Origin of the sequence: Limimaricola pyoseonensis (assembly GCF_900102015.1) — a bacterium.
In the GTDB taxonomy this organism is placed as follows: Bacteria; Pseudomonadota; Alphaproteobacteria; order Rhodobacterales; family Rhodobacteraceae; genus Limimaricola; species Limimaricola pyoseonensis.
The window spans coordinates 57196-79445 of sequence record NZ_FNAT01000008.1; the positions used below are offsets into that span (position 1 = coordinate 57196).

The 22250-nt window shown below is 72.0% G+C and carries 16 protein-coding genes; 8 read left to right on the forward strand and 8 right to left on the reverse strand.

The features are described 5' to 3' along the window. Positions 1–115: 115 nt before the first annotated feature. The gene (locus BLT43_RS15225) at positions 116–2314 is read right to left on the reverse strand and encodes a DEAD/DEAH box helicase (protein WP_090114194.1); all 2199 of its coding nucleotides are present in this window, start codon (positions 2312–2314) and stop codon (positions 116–118) included. A gap of 231 nt (positions 2315–2545) precedes the next feature. On the opposite strand from BLT43_RS15225, the gene BLT43_RS15230 reads away from it, so the two are divergent. The 3 genes from BLT43_RS15230 to dgoD all read left to right on the forward strand — a co-directional run bounded on the left by BLT43_RS15230 (position 2546) and on the right by dgoD (position 6862). Next, positions 2546–3715: an acetyl-CoA acetyltransferase gene (locus tag BLT43_RS15230; protein ID WP_090114195.1), complete on the forward strand. Its 1170-nt coding sequence runs from the start codon at positions 2546–2548 to the stop codon at positions 3713–3715. Between the two features lie 66 nt (positions 3716–3781). Continuing rightward, the gene (ggt, locus tag BLT43_RS15235; RefSeq protein WP_090114197.1) at positions 3782–5566 is read left to right on the forward strand and encodes a gamma-glutamyltransferase; all 1785 of its coding nucleotides are present in this window, start codon (positions 3782–3784) and stop codon (positions 5564–5566) included. A 147-nt stretch (positions 5567–5713) separates the two neighbouring features. Next, a complete protein-coding gene (dgoD, locus tag BLT43_RS15240; RefSeq protein WP_090114199.1) occupies positions 5714–6862 on the forward strand; it encodes a galactonate dehydratase in 1149 nt (382 codons plus the stop codon). 79 nt (positions 6863–6941) lie between these two features. Here the strand turns inward: dgoD and BLT43_RS15245 are convergent, their stop codons facing one another. Together BLT43_RS15245 and BLT43_RS15250 are read right to left on the reverse strand one after the other, a co-directional pair. Then, on the reverse strand, positions 6942–7592 hold the full coding sequence (locus BLT43_RS15245; protein ID WP_131802675.1) for a hypothetical protein: 651 nt from the start codon (positions 7590–7592) through the stop codon (positions 6942–6944). Positions 7593–7725: 133 nt separating this feature from the next. Further along, a complete protein-coding gene (locus BLT43_RS15250) occupies positions 7726–8661 on the reverse strand; it encodes a Gfo/Idh/MocA family protein (protein WP_242652315.1) in 936 nt (311 codons plus the stop codon). A gap of 154 nt (positions 8662–8815) precedes the next feature. On the opposite strand from BLT43_RS15250, the gene BLT43_RS15255 reads away from it, so the two are divergent. From BLT43_RS15255 to BLT43_RS15270, 4 genes are all read left to right on the forward strand, one after another. Beyond that, positions 8816–9556 (forward strand): TetR/AcrR family transcriptional regulator, encoded by a 741-nt coding sequence (locus tag BLT43_RS15255; protein ID WP_165612635.1) that lies wholly within the window; start codon positions 8816–8818, stop codon positions 9554–9556. Positions 9557–9566: 10 nt separating this feature from the next. Beyond that, complete coding sequence (locus tag BLT43_RS15260) at positions 9567–10772, forward strand: efflux RND transporter periplasmic adaptor subunit (protein WP_090114204.1); 1206 nt, start codon at positions 9567–9569, stop codon at positions 10770–10772. After that, positions 10769–13933: an efflux RND transporter permease subunit gene (locus tag BLT43_RS15265; protein ID WP_090114223.1), complete on the forward strand. Its 3165-nt coding sequence runs from the start codon at positions 10769–10771 to the stop codon at positions 13931–13933. The genes BLT43_RS15260 and BLT43_RS15265 overlap by 4 nt, the downstream gene beginning before the upstream one ends. An 84-nt stretch (positions 13934–14017) precedes the next feature. Beyond that, positions 14018–15343, forward strand: a complete 1326-nt coding sequence (locus tag BLT43_RS15270; RefSeq protein WP_090114225.1) for an ABC1 kinase family protein — start codon at positions 14018–14020, stop codon at positions 15341–15343. Between the two features lie 124 nt (positions 15344–15467). Here BLT43_RS15270 and BLT43_RS15275 read toward each other — a convergent pair whose 3' ends face one another. Further along, positions 15468–15911: a cupin domain-containing protein gene (locus BLT43_RS15275; RefSeq protein WP_090114227.1), complete on the reverse strand. Its 444-nt coding sequence runs from the start codon at positions 15909–15911 to the stop codon at positions 15468–15470. 105 nt (positions 15912–16016) lie between these two features. Here BLT43_RS15275 and BLT43_RS15280 point away from each other — a divergent pair, with 105 nt between their 5' ends. Then, positions 16017–16964, forward strand: coding sequence for a LysR family transcriptional regulator (locus BLT43_RS15280; protein WP_090114229.1), 948 nt, complete (start codon positions 16017–16019; stop codon positions 16962–16964). On the opposite strand, the gene BLT43_RS18755 is transcribed toward BLT43_RS15280, so the two are convergent. From BLT43_RS18755 to BLT43_RS15300, 4 genes are read right to left on the reverse strand one after another with little or no spacing between them, the layout of a single operon-like run. Beyond that, complete coding sequence (locus BLT43_RS18755; RefSeq protein ID WP_110559024.1) at positions 16961–17383, reverse strand: DUF3293 domain-containing protein; 423 nt, start codon at positions 17381–17383, stop codon at positions 16961–16963. The genes BLT43_RS15280 and BLT43_RS18755 overlap by 4 nt on opposite strands. Further along, positions 17380–19308 carry a beta-galactosidase gene (locus BLT43_RS15290; RefSeq protein ID WP_090114230.1) on the reverse strand — a complete coding sequence of 643 codons (1929 nt, stop codon included), beginning with the start codon at positions 19306–19308 and terminating at the stop codon, positions 17380–17382. The genes BLT43_RS18755 and BLT43_RS15290 overlap by 4 nt, the downstream gene beginning before the upstream one ends. A gap of 11 nt (positions 19309–19319) precedes the next feature. Next, a complete protein-coding gene (locus BLT43_RS15295) occupies positions 19320–21404 on the reverse strand; it encodes an alpha-galactosidase (RefSeq protein WP_090114232.1) in 2085 nt (694 codons plus the stop codon). Continuing rightward, on the reverse strand, positions 21401–22249 hold the full coding sequence (locus BLT43_RS15300) for a carbohydrate ABC transporter permease (RefSeq protein WP_090114234.1): 849 nt from the start codon (positions 22247–22249) through the stop codon (positions 21401–21403). The genes BLT43_RS15295 and BLT43_RS15300 overlap by 4 nt, the downstream gene beginning before the upstream one ends. Position 22250: the final 1 nt, after the last annotated feature.

The window sequence follows — 22250 nt, forward strand, 5'->3', positions numbered from 1 at the left end:
AACGGGCGCAACGATAGGGCAGGGGGCGCGATTCGGTCAACGCAGCGTTGCCGATCTGGAGACGACGCGCCCGGCCGCGGGGGCGGCCGGGCGCGCAGAAGTCGTCTGGGTCGTGTCAGCCGCGGCGCTTGGGCCGGGTCTCGCCGCCGCGGGCGGCGGGCTTGCCCGGCGGGGTGAAGCGGCGCGAGGTGTCGGCGGCGCCGCGCGGGCCGGCCGGCTTGTCGCCGCGGCCGGGCTTGCCGAAGGGCTTGTCGCCGCGCGGCTTGTCGCCGGGTTTGCCGAAGGGCTTGCCGCCGGGCTTGTCGCCCGACTTGCCGTAGGGCTTGTCGCCCGGCTTGCCGAAGGGTTTGCCACCGGGCTTGCCGCCCGGCTTGCCGAAGCCCTTGCCCGCGGGCTTGCCCGGCCGTTCGGAGACCGCGCCGTCGCGGCGCTTGTCGAACGGCTTGTCGCGGGATTTGTCACGCGGCTTGTCGTAGGGCTTGTCGAAGCTCTTGCCCGCGCGCGGCTTGCGCGGCTTCTTCGCCTCGTCGAAGGCGGGCTTCGGCGCGGGCTTCGGGGCCTCGGGGGCCGGGTCGGGCCGGCGCTCGGGCGCCTCGGCGGGGCGGGTCTCGGCGCCCGCTTCGCGGCTTTCGGCGCGCGCGGGCTTCGGGCCCTGGCCGCGATGCGGCTTGGCCGGACGGTCGGGGCGATCGGGCCGCGGCGCGCGTTCGGGCCGCTCGCGCCGCTCGGGGCGCGGCAGGTCGGGGGCGGCGTCGAGGCGGGTCAGCTGCAGCCCCTCCTCGGGCGAGAGGTCCGGCCCCAGCGCCGCGAGGAAGCCCGGCAGCGCCGCGTCGGCGATCTCGACGAAGCTCTCGTTCTGCTGGATGCGGATCGCGCCGATCGCGTCCTTGGAGATGTCGCCGGCGCGGCACAGCAGCGGCAGCAGCCAGCGCGGCTCGGCCCGCTGCTCGCGGCCGACCGAGAGCCGGAACCACGTGCCGGGGCCGAACTCGGAGGGCTTGCGCTTCTGCGGCTTGGCGGCCGGGTCCTGCAGCTCCTCGGGCGCCGAGCGGCGCGAGCGGTAGAGCGCGAGATAGGCGGCGGCGATCTTCTCGGGGCCATGCGTGGCCAGCAGCGTCTCGGCGAAGGCGCGCGCCTCGGCCGAGGGCTCGGCTTCCCAGACCGGGTCGGCCAGCAGCCGCGCCTCGTCGGCGGCGAGGATCTCCTCGGCGGTGGGCGGCACGCCCCATTCGGCCTCGAGCTTGGCGAATTTCAGCAGCCGCTGCGCCTTGCCGCGCAGCTTGGGCGAGACGATCAGCGCGCTGGTGCCCTTGCGGCCGGCGCGGCCGGTGCGGCCCGAGCGGTGCAGCAGCGTCTCGGCGTTCGAGGGCAGCTCGGCATGGATCACCAGCTCGAGCGCCGGCAGGTCGATGCCGCGCGCCGCGACGTCGGTGGCGACGCAGATCCGGGCGCGGCCGTCGCGCATCGCCTGCAGGGCGTGGCTGCGCTCGTTCTGCGTCAGCTCGCCCGAGAGCGAGACCACCGAGAAGCCGCGATTGCTCAGCCGCGCGGTCAGGCGGGCGACCATGGCGCGGGTGTTGGCGAAGACGATGGCGTTGGCGGCGTCGTGCAGGCGCAAGAGGTTGATGATCGCCGATTCCTCGTCGCCATTGGCGACCTGCAGGGCGCGGTACTCGATGTCGGCGTGCTGGCCGCCGGCGGTGGCGACGGTGACGCGGCGGGCGTCGCGCTGGAATTCCTCGGCCAGCTTGGCGATGGCCGGCGGCACGGTGGCCGAGAAGAGCAGGGTGCGGCGTTCCTCGGGGCAGGCCGAGAGGATGAACTCGAGGTCCTCGCGGAAGCCGAGATCGAGCATCTCGTCGGCCTCGTCGAGCACGACGGCGCGGATGTCCGACAGATCGATCGCGTCGCGGCGCACGTAGTCGGCGAGGCGGCCCGGGGTGGCCACGACGATATGCGCGCCGCGCTCGAGCGCGCGGCGCTCCTCGCGGATGTCCATGCCGCCCACGGCCGAGGCGAGGCGGGCGCCGGCGGCGCGGTAGAGCCAGTCGAGCTCGCGCATCACCTGCATCGCCAGCTCGCGCGTCGGCGCGATCACCAGCGCCAGCGGCGCGCCGGCGCGCGGCAGCCGGCCGTCCTCTTCGAGCAGGGTCGGGCCGATGGCGAGGCCGAAGCCCACCGTCTTGCCCGAGCCGGTCTGCGCCGAGACCAGCAGGTCCGCGCCGGCCAGCTCGTCTGCGGTCACCGCCTCCTGCACCGGGGTGAGCGTGTCGTAGCCGCGCGCGTCGAGCGCGTCCCGAAGGGTCTGGATCATGTCTGGTAGGGTCCGTTGGTCGTGAGGCGGGCGCATGGGCCCGGGTGGCGGCGGGAGGCCGCGTCAAGCGCCGAGCCATACGCCAAAGGCGGCGCCGCGTATAGGGCCAATCGCGGGGGTCTGCCCTGCGCTGCGGTCAAATCGGCGCGCGCACCCTTGCGCTCGCCCCGCCGCCGTCCGAGCATGGGCGCGCCGCGGGAGGGCGGCGCGTGATCGAGGGAGGAGACCGGCATGGCCGAGGCGCAGATCGTGGGCTGGGCGCACAGCGTGTTCGGAAAGAGCGAGGCGCCGGACACCGTGTCGCTGATGGCCGAGGTGACGGGCCCGGCGCTGGAACATGCCGGGATCGGCGCCGAGGACGTGGACGGCGTCTTCGTCGGCGTCTTCAACAACGGCTTTTCCCGGCAGGACTTCCAGGCCTCGCTGGTGGCGATGGGCCATGACGGGCTGCGCCACGCGCCCGCCACCCGCTACGAAAACGCCTGCGCCACCGGCTCGGCGGCGCTGAACGGCGCGATGGACTTCATCGCCGCGGGCCGCGGCCGGGTCGCGCTGGTGGTCGGCGCCGAGAAGATGACCGCGACGCCGGGGCCGGAGGTGGGCGACATCCTCTTGGGCTGCTCGTGGCGCGAGGAGGAGGGCGACACGCCCGGCGGCTTCGCCGGGATCTTCGGGCGGATCGCCCAAGGGTATTTCCAGCAATACGGCGACCGCTCCGAGGCGCTGGCCCGGATCGCGGCCAAGAACCACGCCAACGGCGTCGAGAACCCCTATGCGCACATGCGCAAGGATCTCGGCTTCGAGGCCTGCAACGCCGTGACCGACCGCAACCCTTATGTCGCCGCGCCGCTGCGGCGCACCGACTGCTCGCTCGTCTCCGACGGCGCGGCGGCGCTGGTGCTGGCCGATGCCGAGACCGCCGCCACCATGCGCCGCGCCATCGCGGTGCGGGCGCGGGCGCACGTCAACGACATCCTCGCCATGAGCCGGCGCGACGTGCTGGCCTTCGAGGGGCCGAGGCGCGCCTGGGCCAAGGCGCTGGAGCAGGGCGGCCTCACGCTCGACGACCTGTCCTTCGTCGAGACGCATGACTGCTTCACCATCGCGGAGCTTCTGGAATACGAGGCGATGGGCCTCGCGGCCCCCGGGCAGGGCCACCGGGTGATCGAGGAGGGCATCACGCTCAAGGGCGGGCGGCTGCCGGTGAACCCCTCGGGCGGGCTCAAGTCCAAGGGCCACCCGATCGGCGCGACCGGCGTGTCGATGCACGTGATGGCGGCGATGCAGCTGATGGGCGAGGCCGGCGGCATGCAGGTCGAGGGCGCCGAGACGGCGGGCGTCTTCAACATGGGCGGCGCGGCGGTGGCGAGCTATGTCTCGCTGCTCGAGCGGGCGCATTAGCGGCGAGGCTGGACAGCCCCCCTCCGCCTGGTGTTGGCTCGCTGCAACCGAAGGAGGAGGACGAGGATGAGACATTCGCTGACGCCCGTGCTGCTGCTGGCCGCCTGGCCGGCCGCGGCGCAGCAGGCCGCCGACGCCGTCACCACCGAGGGCACCTCGGCCGGCGAGATCGCCGGCCTGTCGCAGGCCGCGCAGGCGGCGATGGACGCCAAGCTGGCAGGCCAGCCGGTCGAGGCGCAGGACTGGATGGTCGCCGCCGCCAACCCGCTCGCGGTCGAGGCCGGGGCGGAGGTGCTGCGCAACGGCGGCTCGGCCGCCGACGCGATGGTCGCGGTGCAGGCGGTGCTGGGCCTGGTGGAGCCGCAATCCTCGGGGCTGGGGGGCGGCGCCTTCCTCGTCTGGTACGACGCCGAGACCGGCGAGCTGACCACGCTCGACGGGCGCGAGACCGCGCCGCTCGACGCGACGCCGCGGCTGTTCCAGGACGAGACGGGCCAGCCGCTCGAGTTCTTCGATGCGGTGGTGGGCGGCCGCTCGGTCGGCACGCCGGGCACGCCGCGGCTTCTGGAGGCCGCGCATGAGCGCTGGGGCAATGCCGAATGGTCCGGGCTGTTCGACGCCGCGATTTCCCATGCCGAGGAGGGGTTTGCCGTCTCGCCGCGCCTCGCCACGCTGGTGGCCGACGACGCCGACCGGCTGAAGCGCTTCCCCGACACGGCGGCCTATTTCTTCCCCGAGGGCACGGCCATCACCGAGGGCGACATGCTGCGAAACCCCGACTACGCCGAGGTGCTGCGCGCCATGGCCGAGGGCGGGGCCGACGCCTTCTACGAGGGCGAGATCGCCGCCGACATCGTCGCGGCGGTGCAGGGCGCCGAGGGCAACCCGGGCGTGCTGTCGGAGCGCGACTTCGCGATCTACGAGGTGGTCGAGCGCGCGCCGGTCTGCGCGGGCTACCGCGAGTTCGATGTCTGCGGCATGGGCCCGCCCTCGTCTGGCGCGCTGACGGTCGGGCAGATCCTCGGCATGCTCAACACCTACGACCTCGCCGGGATGGGGGCGATGGACGCCGATGCTTGGCGGCTGATCGGCGACGCCTCGCGGCTCGCCTTCGCCGACCGCGGCCTCTACATGGCCGACAGCGACTTCGTGCCGATGCCGACCGAGGGGCTGGTCGACCCGACCTACCTCTCCGAGCGCGCGGCGCTTCTGGCGGGCGACGACGCGCTGCCCGAGGTCTCGGCCGGCACACCGGAATGGCAGCACGCCATGCTTTGGGGGCAGGACCGCTCGATCGAGTTTCCCTCGACCAGCCACATCTCGATCGTCGATGCCGAGGGCAACGCGCTGTCGATGACCACCACGATCGAGAACGGCTTCGGCTCGCGGCTCTTCGTGCGCGGCTTCCTTCTGAACAACGAGCTGACCGATTTCAGCTTCGCCACGCATGAGGACGGCCGCCCGATCGCCAACCGGGTGGAGCCGGGCAAGCGGCCGCGCTCCTCCATGGCGCCGACCATCGTGATGCAGGACGGCGCGCCGGCGCTGGTGGTGGGCAGCCCCGGCGGCAGCCGGATCATCGGCTATGTCGCGCAGGCCATCGTCAACTGGGCCGACTGGGACATGGACGTGCAGCAGGCGCTGGCCGCGCCGCATCTGGTCAACCGCTTCGGCACCTTCGATCTCGAGGGCGGCACCGAGGCCGAGAGCCTCGAGGGCCCGCTGGGCGAGCTGGGCTTCGAGACCAACATCCGCGACCTGACCTCGGGGCTGCACGCGATCGAGATCACCGCCGAGGGGCTGCTGGGCGGCGCCGATCCGCGCCGCGAGGGCATCGCCTTGGGCGAGTGAGCGCCCCCGCCCGGCCCCCGCGGGGGCCGGGCCGACCGCGCGCCATGGCCGGGCGCGGCCCGCATAGTGAAACCGCGCCCGCCGCCGCTTGCGCGGCGTCGCGGGCGGGTCTAGGCCGAAGGCCGAGAACAGCCAGGAGGCCGCGCCATGAAGATCACCGCCATCGAAACCTTCATCGTCCCGCCGCGCTGGTGCTTCGTGAAGATCTCCACCGACGAGGGCATCTCGGGCTGGGGCGAGCCGGTGGTCGAGGGCCGCGCCCACACCGTCGCGGCCGCCGTCGAGGAGCTGTCGGACTACCTGATCGGCAAGGACCCGCAATTCATCGAGGACCACTGGACCGTGATGTATCGCGGCGGCTTCTACCGCGGCGGCGCGATCCATCTGAGCGCCATCGCCGGCCTCGACCAGGCGCTGTGGGACATCAAGGGCCGCGCGCTCGGCGTGCCGGTGCACGCGCTTCTGGGCGGCAAGCTGCGCGACCGCATCCGCGTCTACAGCTGGATCGGCGGCGACCGGCCCGGCGACACCGCCCGCATGGCCCGCGACTGCGGCGACCGCGGCTTCACCGCCGTCAAGATGAACGGCACCGAGGAGCTGCAGATCGTCGACAGCCACGCCAAGGTCGACCAGGTGCTGGAGCGGGTGGCCGCGATCCGCGACGAGATGGGCCCCGATTTCGGCATCGGCATCGACTTCCACGGCCGCGTGCACCGGCCGATGGCCAAAATTTTGGCGCGCGAGCTGGAGCCGTTCCGCCTGATGTTCATCGAGGAGCCGGTGCTGTCGGAGCACGCCGAGGCGCTCAAGGAGATCGCCAACCACTCGGCGACGCCGATCGCGCTTGGCGAGCGGCTCTATTCGCGCTGGGATTTCAAGAAGATCCTGCAGGAAGGCTATGTCGACATCGTCCAGCCCGACCCGAGCCATTCGGGCGGCATCACCGAGACCCGCAAGATCGCGGCGATGGCCGAGGCCTACGACGTCGCCGTGGCGCTGCACTGCCCGCTCGGGCCGATCGCGCTGGCCGCGAACCTGCAGCTCGACGCGGTGTGCTACAACGCCTTCATCCAGGAGCAGTCGCTGGGCATCCACTACAACACCGGCAACGACCTGCTCGACTACATCACCGACCGCTCGGTGTTCCATTACGAGGACGGTCACGTCGCCATCCCCGACGGCCCCGGCCTCGGCATCGAGGTGAACGAGGAGGCGGTGCGCCGCGCCGCCAAGGAAGGCCACCGCTGGCGCAACCCGGTCTGGCGCCACGCCGACGGCAGCTTCGCGGAGTGGTGAGGCGGCGCCCGGGTCAGGGCCTCGCGGTCCCGGCAGCGGGGCCGCCTTGTCAGGGATCAGGCATCTCGCGGTGCGGCCATCACGGCTGGCCCGCCGCCGAGGCATCCGAGGTCGCCAGAAGCAGCGCGCGCACGGCTTCGGCGTCGGCGATCTGTTCGAACAATACCGGTATCACGCCGCGATCGCGCAACGGACCCCAGCCCGGATGGGTCAGACCGTAGCCGAAGGGTTGGACCACATCTTCCGACAGCAGGGCGCCGACCGTCAGCGACGGGTGCGGTCGCCCTTCCGCGATGTGGTAGGGAAACTCGGACGAGTGCTCGCAGGAGACCAGGTACGCGCGACTGGCCAGGACGTGATTGCGGCCCTCGCGGCGGACGATGGCACGTCGATCGGTCACCGCGTAGTGCAGGCTGTCGAGCAGGTAGGAACGCGCGGCGGCCAGGTAGAACGCGGCGATCAGGAAGCCGAGCGTGAGGGCGCCGTAGACCCAGATCGCGTCGCCCTTCGTGAGTGATCCGTCATCCTCGATCAGCGGCCATGTCAGCCACAGCGCCACCGTGCCGATCAGGAAGCCGAGGTGCCATGCCCTCTCCGCACCGACGAACTCGAAGAGGCGACGCCCGTATTCGGGTCGACCGTCCCACAGGAGGACCTCGCCGGGTGCGAGGTAGGGGCCCCATCCGTCGTCCGGACGACCCGCTGGCCGAGAAGAGATAGTGACTTTCAAACCGGCAGCCGATCACCCACAGTGGCACCCCGTTGCAGGCTGGCAGGTCCGGTCGAGGTTGAAAAGGCGATATGGCACTCGCCCTCCAGATCTCGCCCGTGCCGGGGCTGGCCGGGGTCGGCGGCTCCGTCCTTCAGAACTCGAACGCCGCCACCGTCTCCCGCCGGCCGAGCGTCATCGCGTCGGCGACGTGGCGCATCGGGGCGAGGTCGGTCTCGCTTTCGCCCTTGGCCACCAGCTCGGCCATGCGGGCGTAGAGCGCGGGGTATTCGCCGGGGTGGTCGGGCAGCGTCTCTTCCGTGCCGTCCACCTCGAGCCGGGCGCCGCCGTCGCGCAAGGTGACCGGGCCCCGGTCGGTCTCGACCGCGATCTCCCAGGTCTGCGGCCCCTCCTGCCGCCAGTCGAACGCGGCCCGCACCCCGCCGGTGAAGTCGAGCGTCGCGGCGATCGGGGTCTGGCGGTTCTCGGGGAACTCCAGAACGGCGCCGGTCAGGTGGACCGGGCTCGGCAAGATTTCGGTCAGGATCGACAGCGCGTTGATGCCGGGGTCGAACACGCCCATGCCGCCGGCCTCGAAGATCCACTCCTGCCCCGGATGCCAGCGCCGCACGTCCTCCTTCCAGTCGATCCGGGCCGAGCGGACCGCGCGCTCCGCCAGATGCGCCTTGGCCGCGGCGACGCCCGCCGCCATGCGGCTGTGCCATGTGGCGTAGAGCGTGACGCCCATGCGGGCGGCGAGGTCGATCAGTTCGTGCACCTCCGACAGCGTCTGGCCCGGCGGCTTTTCCAGCATCACGTGGCGGCGCGCGAGAAGCGCCTTCTTCGCGTAGTCGAAGCGCGGCTGCGGCGGCAGGCAGAGCGAGACGGTGTCGATCTCGGGCCGCGCGGCGAGGAAGGCGTCGAAATCGTCGAAGGCCTCCACCCCCTCGACCGCGCCGGACCGGCTCACCGTGGCGGCGAGGCTCCAGTCGGAGCTGGCGGCGATGGCGGGGACGTGCTGGTCGCGGGCGATCTTGCCGATGCCGACGAGGGCGATGGGGCGGGGCGTGGCGATGGGGCGGGACGTCACGGGCGGCTCTCCTACTGGGCGGTCGCGGCACTATGACGCGCCGCCCCGGCCCGCGCAAACGCTGTGCGGCGATGCGCGACATGCCGGCCACATCGGGCTTGATCCGTGCGCGGGGTCTCTTAAATACCGACCGTCGGTCTGTAATAGGGTAGACATGCTCAGCGAAGACACCCACCCCCGGACGGCCCCGCGCCGTCGCCTGACGCCCGAGGACCGCCGCGCCGCGATCCTCGATGCCGCGCAGGTGCTGTTCTTCGCCAAGGGCTGGGACGCCGTCACCGTGGCCGACGTGCTGGCCGAGGCCCGCATCTCCAAGGGCGGATTCTACCACCATTTCTCGGCCAAGGAGGACCTGCTCGACGGGGTGGTGTCGCGCCTGGCCGAGCAGGCGGTCGCGGCGGCCGAGGCCAGCCGCCGGCAATGCGAGGGCGACGCGCTGACCCGGTTCAACGCCTTTCTCGCCGCCACCAACCGCTGGAAGGCCGAGCGCGCGACCGAGCTGCGTTTCATCGCCGACATGATCCGCCGCCCCGGCAACGAGCTTCTCCTGCAGCGCATCGACGCGGCGGTGCGCCGCGCCGTGGTGCCGGCGCTCGAGGCGATGATCCGCGACGGCGCCGCCGAGGGCCGCTTCGACCCGCCCGACCCGAAGCTGGTGGCCGAGGCGATCGTGTCGCTGACCATCTCGCGCCGCGAGGTGCTGCGCGATGCGATCGCGGCCGCCGATGCCGGGGCGCCGGAGGCGGCGGCGGCGCGGCTCGGCGCGCATATCGCGGCGGAGACGGCGCTGGTCGACCGGCTGCTCGGCCTGCCGCCGGGGTCGGTGCATTACTGCGACCCCGCGGAATTCGGACAGATGATGGCCGACATGGCCTGCGGCCATGCCGCCTACTGAGGACAGGAACATGTATCAGAAGCAGGATTTCAACGCCTCGGAGGCCGAGGGCGCCGCGCCCGGGGGCGCGCGCCGCCCGCTCGAATTCGACGGCGACGCGGGCTCGGCCCGGTCGAAATGGGTGGCGGCGCTGCTCGCGCTCATGGTGATCGGCTGGATGGCCAGCGGCTACGTCCTGCCCGCCCCGCCCGAGCAGGCCGCGGCCCCGGTGCAGCCGGTCGAGGCGGTGGCCGTCGCGGTGCGCGACAGCCGCGCCGAGGAGGTGACGCGCATCTTCACCGCCGAGGGGCAGGCCCAGCCCGACCGCCGCGCCGCGATCCGCAGCGAGACCGGCGGCGAGGTGGCCGAGATCGTCGCCCGCAAGGGCGACATGCTCGAGGCCGGCGCCGTGGTGGCGCGGCTGTCCACCCGCGAGCAGGAGGCCCGCGTCACCCAGGCCCGCGAGGCGGTGGCCCGCGCGCAGCGCGAGTTCGACAACGCGCAGTCGCTGCTCGACCGCGGCGTCGCCACGCAGGACCGCGTGACCGATGCCCGCTCCGACCTCGCCGCCGCAGAGGCGCAGCTGACCCAGGCCGAGGAGGCCGCCGAGGCGGCGGTGATCCGCGCGCCCTTCTCCGGCCGGCTCGACGCGCTGTCGCTCGACGAGGGCGAGTTCGTCGCCGCCGGGGCCGAGATCGGCACCATGCTCGACAGCGACCCGCTGACCGTGGTGATCCAGGTGCCGCAGCAGGCGCTGTCGCGGATCGAGCCGGGGCAGGTCGCGCAGGTCGAGTTCATCACCGGCGAGACCCGCGAGGGCGAGGTGAGCTATGTCAGCGCCGACGCCGCCTCCGAGACCCGCACCTTCGAGGCCGAGATCACCGTGCCCAACCCCGACGGCGCGCTGGCCTCGGGCCTCTCGGCGCAGATCCGCGTCCCGACCGGCACGATGCGGGCGCATTTCGTCTCGCCGGCGATCCTGTCGCTCGGCACCGACGGCACGCTCGGCGTCAAGACGGTGGATGCCGAGGACACGGTGGTGTTCCACCCGGTCGCGGTCGAGCGCGCCCAGACCGACGGCGTCTGGGTCAGCGGCCTGCCCGACGAGGCGCGGCTGATCACCGTGGGGCAGGGCTTCGTCAGCCATGGCGAGAAAGTCGCCCCGAGCACCGAGACGGCGCGCCTGGCCGATGTCGCCGAGGCCGAGGCGCCCGCCGGGCTGGAGAGCCCGCAATGAGGGCCCTGATCGACGCCGCCTTCGACCGCAGCCGGGTCGTGGCGCTGCTTCTGGGCCTCGTGCTCGCGGTCGGCGCCATCGCCTACGTGGCGATCCCCAAGGAAAGCTCGCCCGAGATCCCGATCCCGATGGTCTACGTCTCGACCGGGCTCGAGGGCATCGCGCCCGAGGATGCCGAGCGGCTGCTGGTCGAGCCGCTGGAGACCGAGCTGGGCGCGCTCACCGGTCTCAAGAGCATGACCGGCCACGCCTCCGAGGGCCATGCCAGCGTGCAGCTCGAATTCGAGCCCGGCTTCGACGCCGACGAGGCGCTCGACAAGGTACGCGAGGCGGTCGACCGGGCCACCAACGACCTGCCCGACGACGCCAACGAGCCCACCGTCACCGAGATCAACACCGCGCTCTTCCCGATCCTGACCACGATCCTGTCGGGCCCGGTGCCCGAGCGCACGCTGAACCAGATCGCCGAGGACCTGCAGGACCGGCTCGAGGGCGTCTCGGGCGTGCTCGAGGTCGATATCGGCGGCCAGCGCTTCGAGGTGATGGAGGTGCTGATCGACCCGACGGTGTTCGAGACCTACAACATCTCCTTCGACGAGCTGATCGGCCAGATCAACCGCAACAACCGGCTGATCGCCGCGGGCGCGATCGAGAACGGCGCGGGCCGCATCGTGCTGAAGGTGCCCGGGCTGATCGAGGACCTGTCGGACGTGATGGAGCTGCCGGTCAAGGTGCGCGGCGACACGGTCGTCACCTTCGCCGACGTCGCCACCGTGCGGCGCAGCTTCGAGGATCCCTCGGGCTTCGCCCGGATCGACGGCCAGCCGGCGCTGGCGCTCGAGGTCAAGAAGCGGGTCGGCGCCAACATCATCGACACCGTCGCCGCCGTGCGCGCCGAGATCGAGGCGGCGCAGGCCGAATGGCCCGAAAGCGTGCGCATCGACTACATGCAGGACGAGAGCGAGCAGGTGAAGGACATGCTCTCGGATCTCGAGGCCAACGTCATCGCCGCGGTGATGCTGGTGATGATCGTGATCGTCTGGGCGCTGGGGCTGCGCTCCTCGATCCTGGTGGGTCTCGCCATTCCCGGCGCCTTCCTCGCCGGCGTCGCGGCGCTCTACTTCATGGGCTACACCATGAACATCGTGGTGCTGTTCTCGCTGATCCTCGTGGTCGGCATGCTGGTCGACGGCGCGATCGTCACGGTGGAGCTGGCGGACCGCTACCTGCACGAGGGCCGGCCCGCGCGCGAGGCCTATGCCGAGGCCGCCAAGCGCATGGCCTGGCCGGTGATCGCCTCGACCGCGACGACGCTGTCGGTGTTCTTCCCGCTGCTGTTCTGGACCGGCACGGTGGGCGAGTTCATGAAGTTCCTGCCGATCACCGTGCTGCTGACGCTCGCCGCCTCGCTGGCGATGGCGCTGGTCTTCATCCCGGTGCTGGGCGGCCTGATCGGCCGCCGCCAGCCGCAGAGCGCGGCGCAGAAGCGCCAGCTGCACGCCGCCGAGCATGGCGACCCGCGCGAGATGCGCGGCGCCGCCGGCGCCTATGTGCGGCTGCTCGAATGGGCGATCCTGCGGCCCGGCCGGACGCTGATCTTCGCGCTGCTGAGCCTCGTCTCGGCCTTCCTCGCCTATGGCGCGCTCGGCAACGGCATCAGCTTCTTTCCGTCGGTCGAGCCGGATTTCGCGCAGGTCGAGATCCGCGCCCGCGACAACTTCTCGATCTGGGAGCAGGACCGCCTGGTCCGTCAGGTCGAGGAGCGGCTCTTGGGCTATGACGAGATCTCCAGCGTCTATGCCCGCACCGGCACCAGCACCCAGGCCGACGAGGAGGTGATCGGCACGATCCAGCTCGAGTTCACCGAGTGGGACACCCGCCGCAAGGCCGAGGTGATCAACGAGGACATCCGCGCCCAGATGGCCGACATCCCCGGCATCGAGGTGCAGGTGCAGGTGCAGTCGGGCGGGCCTTCGGCCGGCAAGCCGATCAGCCTCGAGATCGCCTCGCGCGACCGCGTGGCGCAGGCCGCCGCGGTCGAGGCGATCCGCGAACGCATGGACGAGATCGGCGGCTTCACCGACGTCACCGACACCCGGCCGCTGCCGGGCGTGGAATGGGAGCTGCGCCTCGACCGCTCCGAGGCCGCGCGCTTCGGCGCCGACGTGACGCTGCTGGGCCAGGCGGTGCAGCTTCTGACGCAGGGCATCACGGTCGCCGACTACCGCCCCGACGACGCCGACGGCGCGGTCGACATCCGGGTCCGCTTCCCGGCCGGGGACCGCACGCTGGAGCAGCTCGAGAGCCTGCGCGTGCCGACCAATGCGGGCCTCGTGCCGGTCGCCAACTTCGTCAGCTTCGAGCCGGCGCCGCGCTCGGGCCGGATCACCCGGATCGACGAGCAGCGGGTCACCACGATCTCGGCCAACGTCGCGCCGGGCGTGCTGGTCAACGACCAGATCGTGGCGCTGCGCGGGGCGCTGCAGGAGATGGACCTGCCCGACACGGTCGACTGGTCGTTTGCCGGCGAGGCCGAGGACCAGCAGGCGGCGATGGTCTTCCTGATCGGCGCCTTCGGCGCGGCGATCGGGATGATGCTGGTGATCCTGGTGGTGCAGTTCAACAGCTTCTTCCAGGCCTTCATCGTGATGAGCGCGATCGTCTTCTCGGTCGCGGGGGTCCTGCTGGGCCTTCTGGTCACCGGCCGGCCCTTCGGCATCGTCATGGGCGGGATCGGGGTGATCGCGCTGGCGGGCATCGTGGTGAACAACAACATCGTGCTGATCGACGCCTACAACGACCTGAAGAAGCAGGGCCTCTCGCCGCTCGAGGCGGCGCTCAGGACCGGGGCGCAGCGTCTGCGGCCGGTCGTGCTCACCTCGGTGACCACGGCGCTGGGGCTGATGCCGATGGTGATCGGGGTCAACATCGACTTCTTCCGCCGCGAGATCGTCTACGGCGCGCCCTCGACCCAGTGGTGGACCGAGCTTTCCTCGGCCATCGCCGGCGGCCTCGTGGTGGCGACGGTGCTGACGCTGGTGGTGACGCCCGCCATGCTGATGCTGGGCGAGCGGATGGCGGCACGCGGCGCGCGCCGGCGCGAGCGCCGGGCGGAACGCCGCGCCGCGAAGGGGGCCGCGAAGGGCGCAGCCCCGGCCTGACCGGGGCAGGATGCCGCGCCCGCCTGTCGGGCCGGGCGCGGCACGCTATCTGGCACGGCACCCCCGCGACGGAGCCCGTGCGCCTTGACCCGTGACCATGACCAGCGCCCCCTTTCCGTGCCCGGCCACCGGCTGGCGCGGCTGGCCCGGATCGGCGGCCTGGGCGCGGGGCTGGCCGGGCGCGTGGCCTCGGGCGGCGCGCGCGAGCTGGCGGCGGGGCGGCGGCCCGACCTCGCCCGGCTGCTGATGACGCCCGCCAACGCCGCCCGCGTCGCGGGCGAGCTGGCGCGGATGCGCGGTGCTGCGATGAAGCTCGGGCAGCTCATTTCGATGGATGCGGGCGACATGCTGCCGCCCGAGCTGGCCGCCGTCTTCGATCGGCTGCGCGCCGAGGCGCACCCGATGCCGCCCGCGCAGCTCAAGCGGGTGCTGGCCGAGGGCTGGGGGCCGGACTGGCTGAAGCGCTTCGAGCGGTTCGAGCCGCGCCCGATGGCCGCCGCCTCGATCGGGCAGGTGCACCGGGCGCGCACGCGCGACGGCCGCGACCTCGCGATCAAGGTGCAGTATCCGGGGGTGAAACGCAGCATCGACAGCGACGTCGCGAATCTCGGCGCGATGATCCGGATGTCGGGGATGCTGCCTGCGGGCAGCGACATCGCGCCGCTTCTGGCGGCGGCGCGCGCACAGCTGCACGAGGAGGCCGACTACGCGCGCGAGGCGGTGCAGCTTTCGCGCTTCGGCGATCTGCTGGCGGGCGACGCGCGCTTCCGCGTGCCGCGTCTCGCGGCCGATCTCTCGACGCCCTCGATCCTCGCCATGAGCTTCGAGCCGGGCCGGCCGATCGAGAGCCTCGCGCAGGCGCCGCGGGACACCCGCGACGCGGCGATGGCGGCGCTTCTGGAGCTGGGGCTGCGCGAGCTGTTCGACTGGCGGCTGATGCAGACCGACCCGAACTTCGCCAATTACCGCGTCGCCGATGACGGCGCGATCGTGCTGCTGGATTTCGGCGCGGCGCGGGAGTTTTCGGAGGACACCGTCGCGCAGTTCGGCGCGTTGCTGCGCGCAGGCCTCGCCGGCGACCGCGCGGCGGTGGACCGGATCGCTGGCGAGATCGGCTATTTCGACGAGACCATGCCGCGCGGGCATCGCGACCGGCTGGTCGGGCTGATGCTCGACACCTTCGCGGTGATGCGCGACGACGCGCCCTTCGACTTCGCGGGCTCGGGGCTGGCGGCGCGGCTGCGCGACGCGGCGCTGGAGATCGCGGCCGACCGGCAGGGCGGCCCGCCGCCGCCGGTCGACGGGCTGTTTTTGCAGCGCAAGGCGGCCGGCATGTACCTGCTGGGCGCGCGGCTGCGCGCGCGGGTGGCGGCGCGGCCGCTGGTCGAGCGCTTCATCGGGCCGGTCTGAGCGTCGGCTTCGAACCGGGGGCGGGGCAGAAACGGCGCACCGGACAACCGATCACCAAGCAACATGCCGCCGGCCCGCCCCCGGCTCGTCCGCCCCGGCGGGGCGGTTCGGGTGATCCGTCAGTTCATTCCGCCCCGAGCGGCGGGCCGGTGAAGCTGAGGTGATGGCGCGTCGCCGCGTCCTCGACCGCCGCCATGTCCTCGGGGATGCGGCAGCCCTTCTCGGCCATCTCGGCCCAGAACGCCTCGAAGCCGCCCGGCGTCAGGATGACGAGGTGCCGCGACGGGCCGTCCTCGGTGACGCGGAAGGTGTGCGGCGTGCCGCGCGGCACGAAGACCGTCTCGCCGGGGTCGCGCAGCAGCGTCTCGCCGTCGAGCCAGAACTCGACCCGCCCGGTCAGGATCACGAAGGCCTCGTCGGCGTCGTGATGCACGTGCCGGGGCGGGCCTGAGAGCGGCGGCGAGGTCGAGTCGGTGATCGACATCGCGCCCTGCGTCGCGGCGCTGCTCAGGATGGTGTCGTAGCTCACGCCGAGCCATTCGAAGCCGGTCTCCACTTGGTCTTTCATCGCGTCCTCCATCCGCTGGGGGTGAACACGAAGGCGCCTTCGCAAGACAGGCTACGCCCGGCCGTGCTACCGTGGAAACGGATTGATCGGGTAGCGGTTATCGGTGTGGTCAATTTCAGGACCTTCGACCTGAACCTCCTGCGGGTGCTGGACGCGCTTCTGCGCGAGGGCTCGACCGTGCGGGCGGGGGCGCGGCTCGGCATGTCGCAATCGGCGGTGTCCTCGGCGCTGGCGCGGCTCAGGTCGGCGCTCGGCGACGAGCTGTTCTTCCGGCATCGCGGCGGGCTCGCCCCCACCCGCTTTGCCGAGACGCTGCGCGACCCGTTGCGCGAGGCGCTCGACGGGTTGCAGGGGATCCTGAGCGGGCCGGGCGGCTTCGACCCGGCCGCGTCGGATGCGCGGTTCCGCATCTCGGGCAGCGACTTCTTCGCCGAGATGCTGATGCCGCCCCTGGCCGAGGCGCTGTCGCGCGAGGCGCCCCTGATGCGGGTGCATCTCGTCGATCTCGTGCCCGACAGCTACGTCGCGACGCTGGAGCGCTACGGCGCCGACATGGCGCTGGTGCCGGCGCTGGAGCTGCCGAACTGGGTGCACAGCCGCCATGTCTTCGACTCCGCCTTCGCGGTGATCGCGCGGGCCGGGCACCCGGCCGTCGCGGCGGCGGCGGTGCGCCCGGGCGAGGTCATGCCGGTGGACCTGTTCTGCGATCTCTACCACGTGCTGTTCTCGCCGGAGGGCAAGACGCGGGCGATGGGCGACGCGGCGCTGGCGCGGGTCGGGCGGGAGCGGCGGGTGGCGATGACGCTGCCGGTGTTCTCGGGGGTGTGCCGGGCGGTGGCGGGCTCGGACCTGATCGCGCTGATCCCGCGGCAGCTGGCGCGGCGCGTGGCCGGGCCGATGGGGCTCGAGGTCTACGCGCCGCCGATGCCGATCGCGCCTGCGCCGATCGTGATGATCTGGCACCGTCGCCACGACGCCTGGCCGGCGCATGGCTGGATGCGCGACCGGATCGCGGCGCTGCTGGCGCCGCTCGACGCCGACCCGGACTTCTAGCCGAAATCCGTCGCCACCACCCGCGCCGCGCCGCCGCGCGTAATTTCGAGCACCGCCGCCTGCCGGAAGTCGCGCGCGAGCCGCTGCGCGGCCTCGGGCGACAGCCCCGGCACGAAGAGGCTCGGCTCGGGCGGCCAGAGCCCGTCGCGGCCCGCGCCCTCGGCCGGGATCGCCGCGAGGCCCATCGCCGCGATCCCGGCCGCGAGCCGCGCTTGCGCGGCGCGGTTTTCGGGCTCCGCCGTCGCCACGCTCATCGGGTTCCAGGCGGTGATGACCACGCCGCGCGCGGCATCGTGCCGGTCGAGCAGGGCATCGCAGCCGGGCGAGGCCTCGCCGGGCCTAAGCACCAGAGGCGGGTCCGAGAAGACGCGGTAGTCGGTCGCCTCATAGGCCGCGCGCAGGCCGGGCGGCAGCGTCACGGCGTCTCGCGCGTGACCGAGATCGGCGGCAGCACCATGCCTTCGACATGCGCGTCGGCCTCGGTGTGGTTGAACCAGAACCGCTCGGCCCCGGTGTCGCGGCGGCGCACGCCGTCGGGCAGCTCGATGGTGTCGAGCCCGGCGCGGGCGCAGAGCCCGGCGAGGATGCGCTTGGCCGCCACCCGGTCGGGCCAGCCGGCGAGGTAGGTGACGCGGTCGTCGCGCATCACGGCGGGCTCGCCCGTCGCCGTGCGCTCGACCACCCGCGCCTCGCCCTCGATCGCCTCGCGGTAGCCGGTGAAATGCCCGCCCTGGTCGAGCGGCTCGGGCCGGTCGGCGCGCAGGCTTTCGACATGGGCGACGGTGACGGAAAGGCCGGGGAAGGCCGGCGGCAGCGGCACCGGGATGCGCATGTCGATGTCGCGCGCGCCGCTGCGCGGGCCGATCAGCACCTCGGCCTCGGCGGCGGCGAGCGCAGCCTTCAGGTCATCGGCCATGTGCATCAGGCCGGGCGCCGCGATCAGCCGGTAGCCGGTGAAGTCGCGCGCGGTGCCGGGCAGGATGTCGATGGAAAGGCCCAAGCTGCGCATCGCCTTGTAGATGTCGAGCACGAGGCCGAAATAGCTCAGCCCCGCGCCATGCGGCTGCACCGTCCATGCGAAGTCGGCATCGTAGTCGAACAGAATTGCCACCTCGGCGCGGGAGCGGCCGACCTCGGGGGCCTTCGCGATCTCGCGCGCGACCTGCGCGGCCTCCTCCAGCCCCGGCGCCGGCTGGCTGTCGGGGCGCAGCAGGCCCGCATGCATCTGCTCCTGCGCGAAGGGGGCCTGCCGCCAGCGGAAGTAGCTCACACAGTCGGCGCCGTGGGCGAAGGCCTCCCAGCTCCACAGCCGCACCATGCCCGGCAGCGGCGCGGGGTTGTGCGGGGCCCAGTTCACCGGGCCCGGCTGCTGCTCCATCACCCACATGCGGCCCTTGCCGACGGCGCGGTAGAGGTCGTGGTGGAAGGCCTGGAAATCCGGGTCGCCCTGCCGCGCGAAGAGGCGCTGCTCGTCGGGCGTGGCGCCGGCGCGGTCCTCGAGAAAGCCCAGCGGGTAGCTGTCCCACGAGGCGAAATCGAGATCCTCGCCCACGGCGAAATGGTCGAAATCGGTGATCCGGCCCATGTAGTTGTGGGTGATCGGCGCCTTCGAGCGGGCGCGGATGATGTCCACCTGCCGGCGGTTGAAGCGGACCACCTGATCGGAGGAGAAGCGCCGGAAGGCGAGCGCGTGGCTCGGGTTCGGCTCGGTCACGGTGAGGTTGGGCAGGTCGATCTCGTCGAAGTCGCGGTACTCCATCGACCAGAAGACGTTGCCCCAGGCGGCGTTGAGCGCGTCGATATCGCCGTCGTTGCCCTCGCCCGGGTAGCGCTGGCGCAGCCACTGCCGGAACGCGGTCCGCGCCGCGTCGCTGTAGGAGATGATGGTGTCGTGGCAGCCGTACTCGTTGTCGGTCTGCCAGGCCGCGACGTGTTCGTTGGCGCCGTAGCGGTCGGCCAAGAGGCCGGTGATGCGGTCGCTTTCGGCGGCATAGCCCTCGTGCGAGAAGCAGTAGTGCCGGCGCGAGCCGAACTTGCGCGGGCGCCCTTCTGCGTCGATGGCGAGCATGTCGGGGTGGCGGTCGATCATCCAGCGCGGCGGCGTCGCGGTGGGGGTGCCGAGCACGACCTTGAGCCCGGCGTCGCCCAGCGTCCAGATCGCCTCGTCGAGCCATTCGAAATGCAGCTCGCCGGGGGTGGGTTCGAGCTTCGACCACGCGAATTCGCCGATCCGCACCCATGTCAGGCCGGTCTCGGCCATGCGGCGCGCGTCCTCGGACCAGATCGAGCGGGGCCAGTGCTCGGGGTAGTAGCAGCAGCCCAATGTGCGGGTGAGGTCGGTCATGGCGGTGTCCGTCAGAGGCGGGTGCCCTCGAGCACCCAGATGGTGTCGGGAAAGGCGGAGGGCAGGTGCAGCCCGTGGCTCATCAGATAGGCGCCGGGCAGGTCGACGGGGCCGTCCTTCAGGGCCAGCGGCCCGCGCGACAGCACGCCCAGATCCTCGCGGTTGGCCAGATCGACGCGGTAGACCGCGTCGGGGTCGAGACCGGCGAGCCGCAGCGGGCGCGGCATGATCTGGTCGGAGGTGCGCGCATAGCCCGCGAAGACCGCGAAGCGCGTGCCGTCATCGGCCATCTGCTGCTCGGCGATCACCGCGCCGTCGGCGGCGTCGAGGCGGTGGATGTCGGCGCGCATGGTCCAGCCGCGGTTGGCCTTCCACCAGGCGGTGACGCGGGTGAGCACCTGCGCCTCCTCCTCCGACAGCTCGCGCGGGTCCATCTCGAAGCCCATGTGCCGCTGCGCCGCGACCCAGGCGCGCAGGCGGATGTCGTGCACCCGGCCCGAGGTGTGGCAATGGCGCGGCCCGACATGGCTGCCGGTGATGGCGGCGGGCAGGAACAACGCCGCCTCGTGCTGCATCCTGAGCCGCTCCAGCGCGTCGTTGCTGTCCGAGAGCCACACCCGGTGGGTGCGCTCGAGGATGCCGGCGTCGATCCGGCCGCCGCCCGAGGCGCAGCTTTCGATCTCGACCTCCGGATGCGCGGCGCGCAGCCGGTCGAGAAGGTCGTAGATGCCGCGCGTCTGGCCGGCGTCGGGGTAGGGCAGCAGGCGGTTGTGGTCCCACTTGATGTAGTCGATCGCGTGGTCGCGCAGCAGCGCGCCGATCCGGTCGAAGAGGTAGTCGCGCACCTCCTCGTTCGCCATGTCGAGAACCAGCTGCTGGCGCCCCTCGATCTGGTCGCGCGGGCCCATCGCCCAGCCGGGATGGGCGCGGTAGGTGTCGCTGTCGGCGTTGATCATCTCGGGCTCGAACCAGATGCCGAAGCTCATGTTCAGCCCGTGCACATGCTCGATCAGCGGCGCGAGCCCGTCGGGATACTTGCGGTCGTCGATCCACCAGTCGCCAAGCGACGAGGTGTCGTCGTCGCGCTTGCCGAACCAGCCGTCGTCGAGCACGAAACGCTCGGCCCCGAGCGCGCTGGCGCGGGTGGCGATCTGCTTCAGCGTCTCGACATCGTGGTCGAAATAGATCGCCTCCCAGCAGTTGTAATGCACCGGGCGCGGGCGTTTCGGGTCGGGCCAGCGCACGACGCGGTCGCGGATGTGGCGCTGGAAGGCGATGGCGCAGCCGTTCAGACCGGCGCGCGAGAAGCTCGCCAGAAGCGGCCCGGTCGCGGCGCGGGTGACGGGGGCGAGCTCGGTCGCCGTGGCATGGCCGAACTGCACCTGCCGCCGGCCGTCGGGCAGCTCTTCGGCGACCATGCGGTGCCCGCCCGACCAGCCGTAATGGAAGGCCCAGACGTCGCCGGCGGTGTTGGTGGCGCCGCGGCCGGGCACGATCAGCCCCGGGAAATGCTCGTGCCCCGAACGGCCGGTGCGGGCCTCGCGCAGGCGGATGCCCGAGGACCACGGCGTGCGCTGCGGCCGGAACTCGCCGATCCAGCGGCCGGCCATGTCGATCATCTCGTCCGAGAGCTGCGGCCCCGGCAGCACCGGCGCGGCGAGCCAGTCGACGATCACCGGCGCCTCGCTCTCGATCTCGGCCGAGAGGGTCAGCACATGGGTGTCGGGGTCGATCGCGAAGCGGGCGGTGTAGCTCAGGCCGAGATCGGCGTCGGTGCAGCGCAGCGCCAGCCGGTCGCGGCCGGTCTCGGCCTCCTGCAGCCTGAGCCGCGGCCGCAGCACCCGGCCGCCTTCGTCGCGCAGGGCCAGCCCCGGCTGGCCGGGAAAGCTGCGATCGGCCTCGGGGCAGATCGAGAGCGGCGCGTTGGCGTCGAGCATGCCGCCGGTGCGGTCGAGCGCATGGGCGGCGGCCAGCGCCGCGAGGTCGCTGCCCTTGGCCAGCGGCGCGCCCCAGTAGACCACCTCCGGCAGGCGGGCGTCGGTCGAGGCCAGCACGAGGGTCTGGGCGAAGCTGTCGAGGCGCCAGCAATCGGTCATTTGACGGCTCCGAGGGTGAGGCCAGCGATGAAGTGACGCTGCATCAGGAAGAACATCGCAACGGGCGGCAGCGCGGCGACGATGCTGCCCGCGCTCATCAGGTGGTAGGCGGCGCGGTACTGCGCGTTGAAGGAGGTGATCCCCGCCGTGACCGGCTGGCTTTCCGCGCCTTGCGTCAGCACCACCGCCCAGAAGTAGTCGTTCCAGATGAAGGTGAAGATCAGCACCGCCAGCGCCGCGATGGCGGGCTTCATCAGCGGCAGCACCACGAACCAGAAGATCCGCCATTCCGAGACGCCCTCGACCCGGGCGGCCTCGATCAGCTCGAAGGGCAGGGCGCGGATGAAGTTACGCATGAACAGCGTGCAGAAGCCGGTCTGGAAGGCGATGTGGAACAGCACCAGACCGGTCTTGGTGTTGTAGAGCCCGAGATCGAGCGTCAGGTCGCGCACCGGCACCATCAGGATCTGGAACGGCACGAAGTTGCCCGCGACGAACAAAAAGAAGATCCAGAGGTTGGCGCGGAACTTGTAGATGCCGAGCGCGAAGCCGGTCATGCACGACAGCGCCACCGCGCCGATCACCGTGGGCACGGTGATCAGCACCGAGTTCCACAGGTAGCGCGGCATGTCGCTTTCGAGGAAGACCTTGCCGTAGTTGGTGACGCCCTCGAAGGACGACGGCCAGCCCCAGTAATTGGCGTTGGCGAAGTCGGCGTCGGGGCGGATCGAGAAGATCGCCACCGCGATCAGCGGCAGGAGCCACAGGATGAGGGCGAAGGGCAGCAGCGACTGGTAGGCGATCTGCGCGCCGCGCGGCTGCTTTTCGATCGGGGTCGGGAACATC

What these genes read in the sequence shown, in the direction of transcription:
- dgoD (WP_090114199.1), top strand. Translation starts at nt 5,714, where the DNA reads ATGAAGATCACCGCCATCGAAACCTTCATCGTCCCGCCGCGCTGGTGC.
- BLT43_RS15225 (WP_090114194.1), bottom strand. Translation starts at nt 2,314, where the DNA reads ATGATCCAGACCCTTCGGGACGCGCTCGACGCGCGCGGCTACGACACG.
- BLT43_RS15265 (WP_090114223.1), top strand. Translation starts at nt 10,769, where the DNA reads ATGAGGGCCCTGATCGACGCCGCCTTCGACCGCAGCCGGGTCGTGGCG.
- BLT43_RS15230 (WP_090114195.1), top strand. Translation starts at nt 2,546, where the DNA reads ATGGCCGAGGCGCAGATCGTGGGCTGGGCGCACAGCGTGTTCGGAAAG.
- BLT43_RS15290 (WP_090114230.1), bottom strand. Translation starts at nt 19,308, where the DNA reads ATGACCGACCTCACCCGCACATTGGGCTGCTGCTACTACCCCGAGCAC.
- BLT43_RS15300 (WP_090114234.1), bottom strand. Translation starts at nt 22,249, where the DNA reads ATGTTCCCGACCCCGATCGAAAAGCAGCCGCGCGGCGCGCAGATCGCC.
- BLT43_RS15260 (WP_090114204.1), top strand. Translation starts at nt 9,567, where the DNA reads ATGTATCAGAAGCAGGATTTCAACGCCTCGGAGGCCGAGGGCGCCGCG.
- BLT43_RS15295 (WP_090114232.1), bottom strand. Translation starts at nt 21,404, where the DNA reads ATGACCGATTGCTGGCGCCTCGACAGCTTCGCCCAGACCCTCGTGCTG.
- ggt (WP_090114197.1), top strand. Translation starts at nt 3,782, where the DNA reads ATGAGACATTCGCTGACGCCCGTGCTGCTGCTGGCCGCCTGGCCGGCC.
- BLT43_RS15275 (WP_090114227.1), bottom strand. Translation starts at nt 15,911, where the DNA reads ATGAAAGACCAAGTGGAGACCGGCTTCGAATGGCTCGGCGTGAGCTAC.
- BLT43_RS15255 (WP_165612635.1), top strand. Translation starts at nt 8,816, where the DNA reads ATGCTCAGCGAAGACACCCACCCCCGGACGGCCCCGCGCCGTCGCCTG.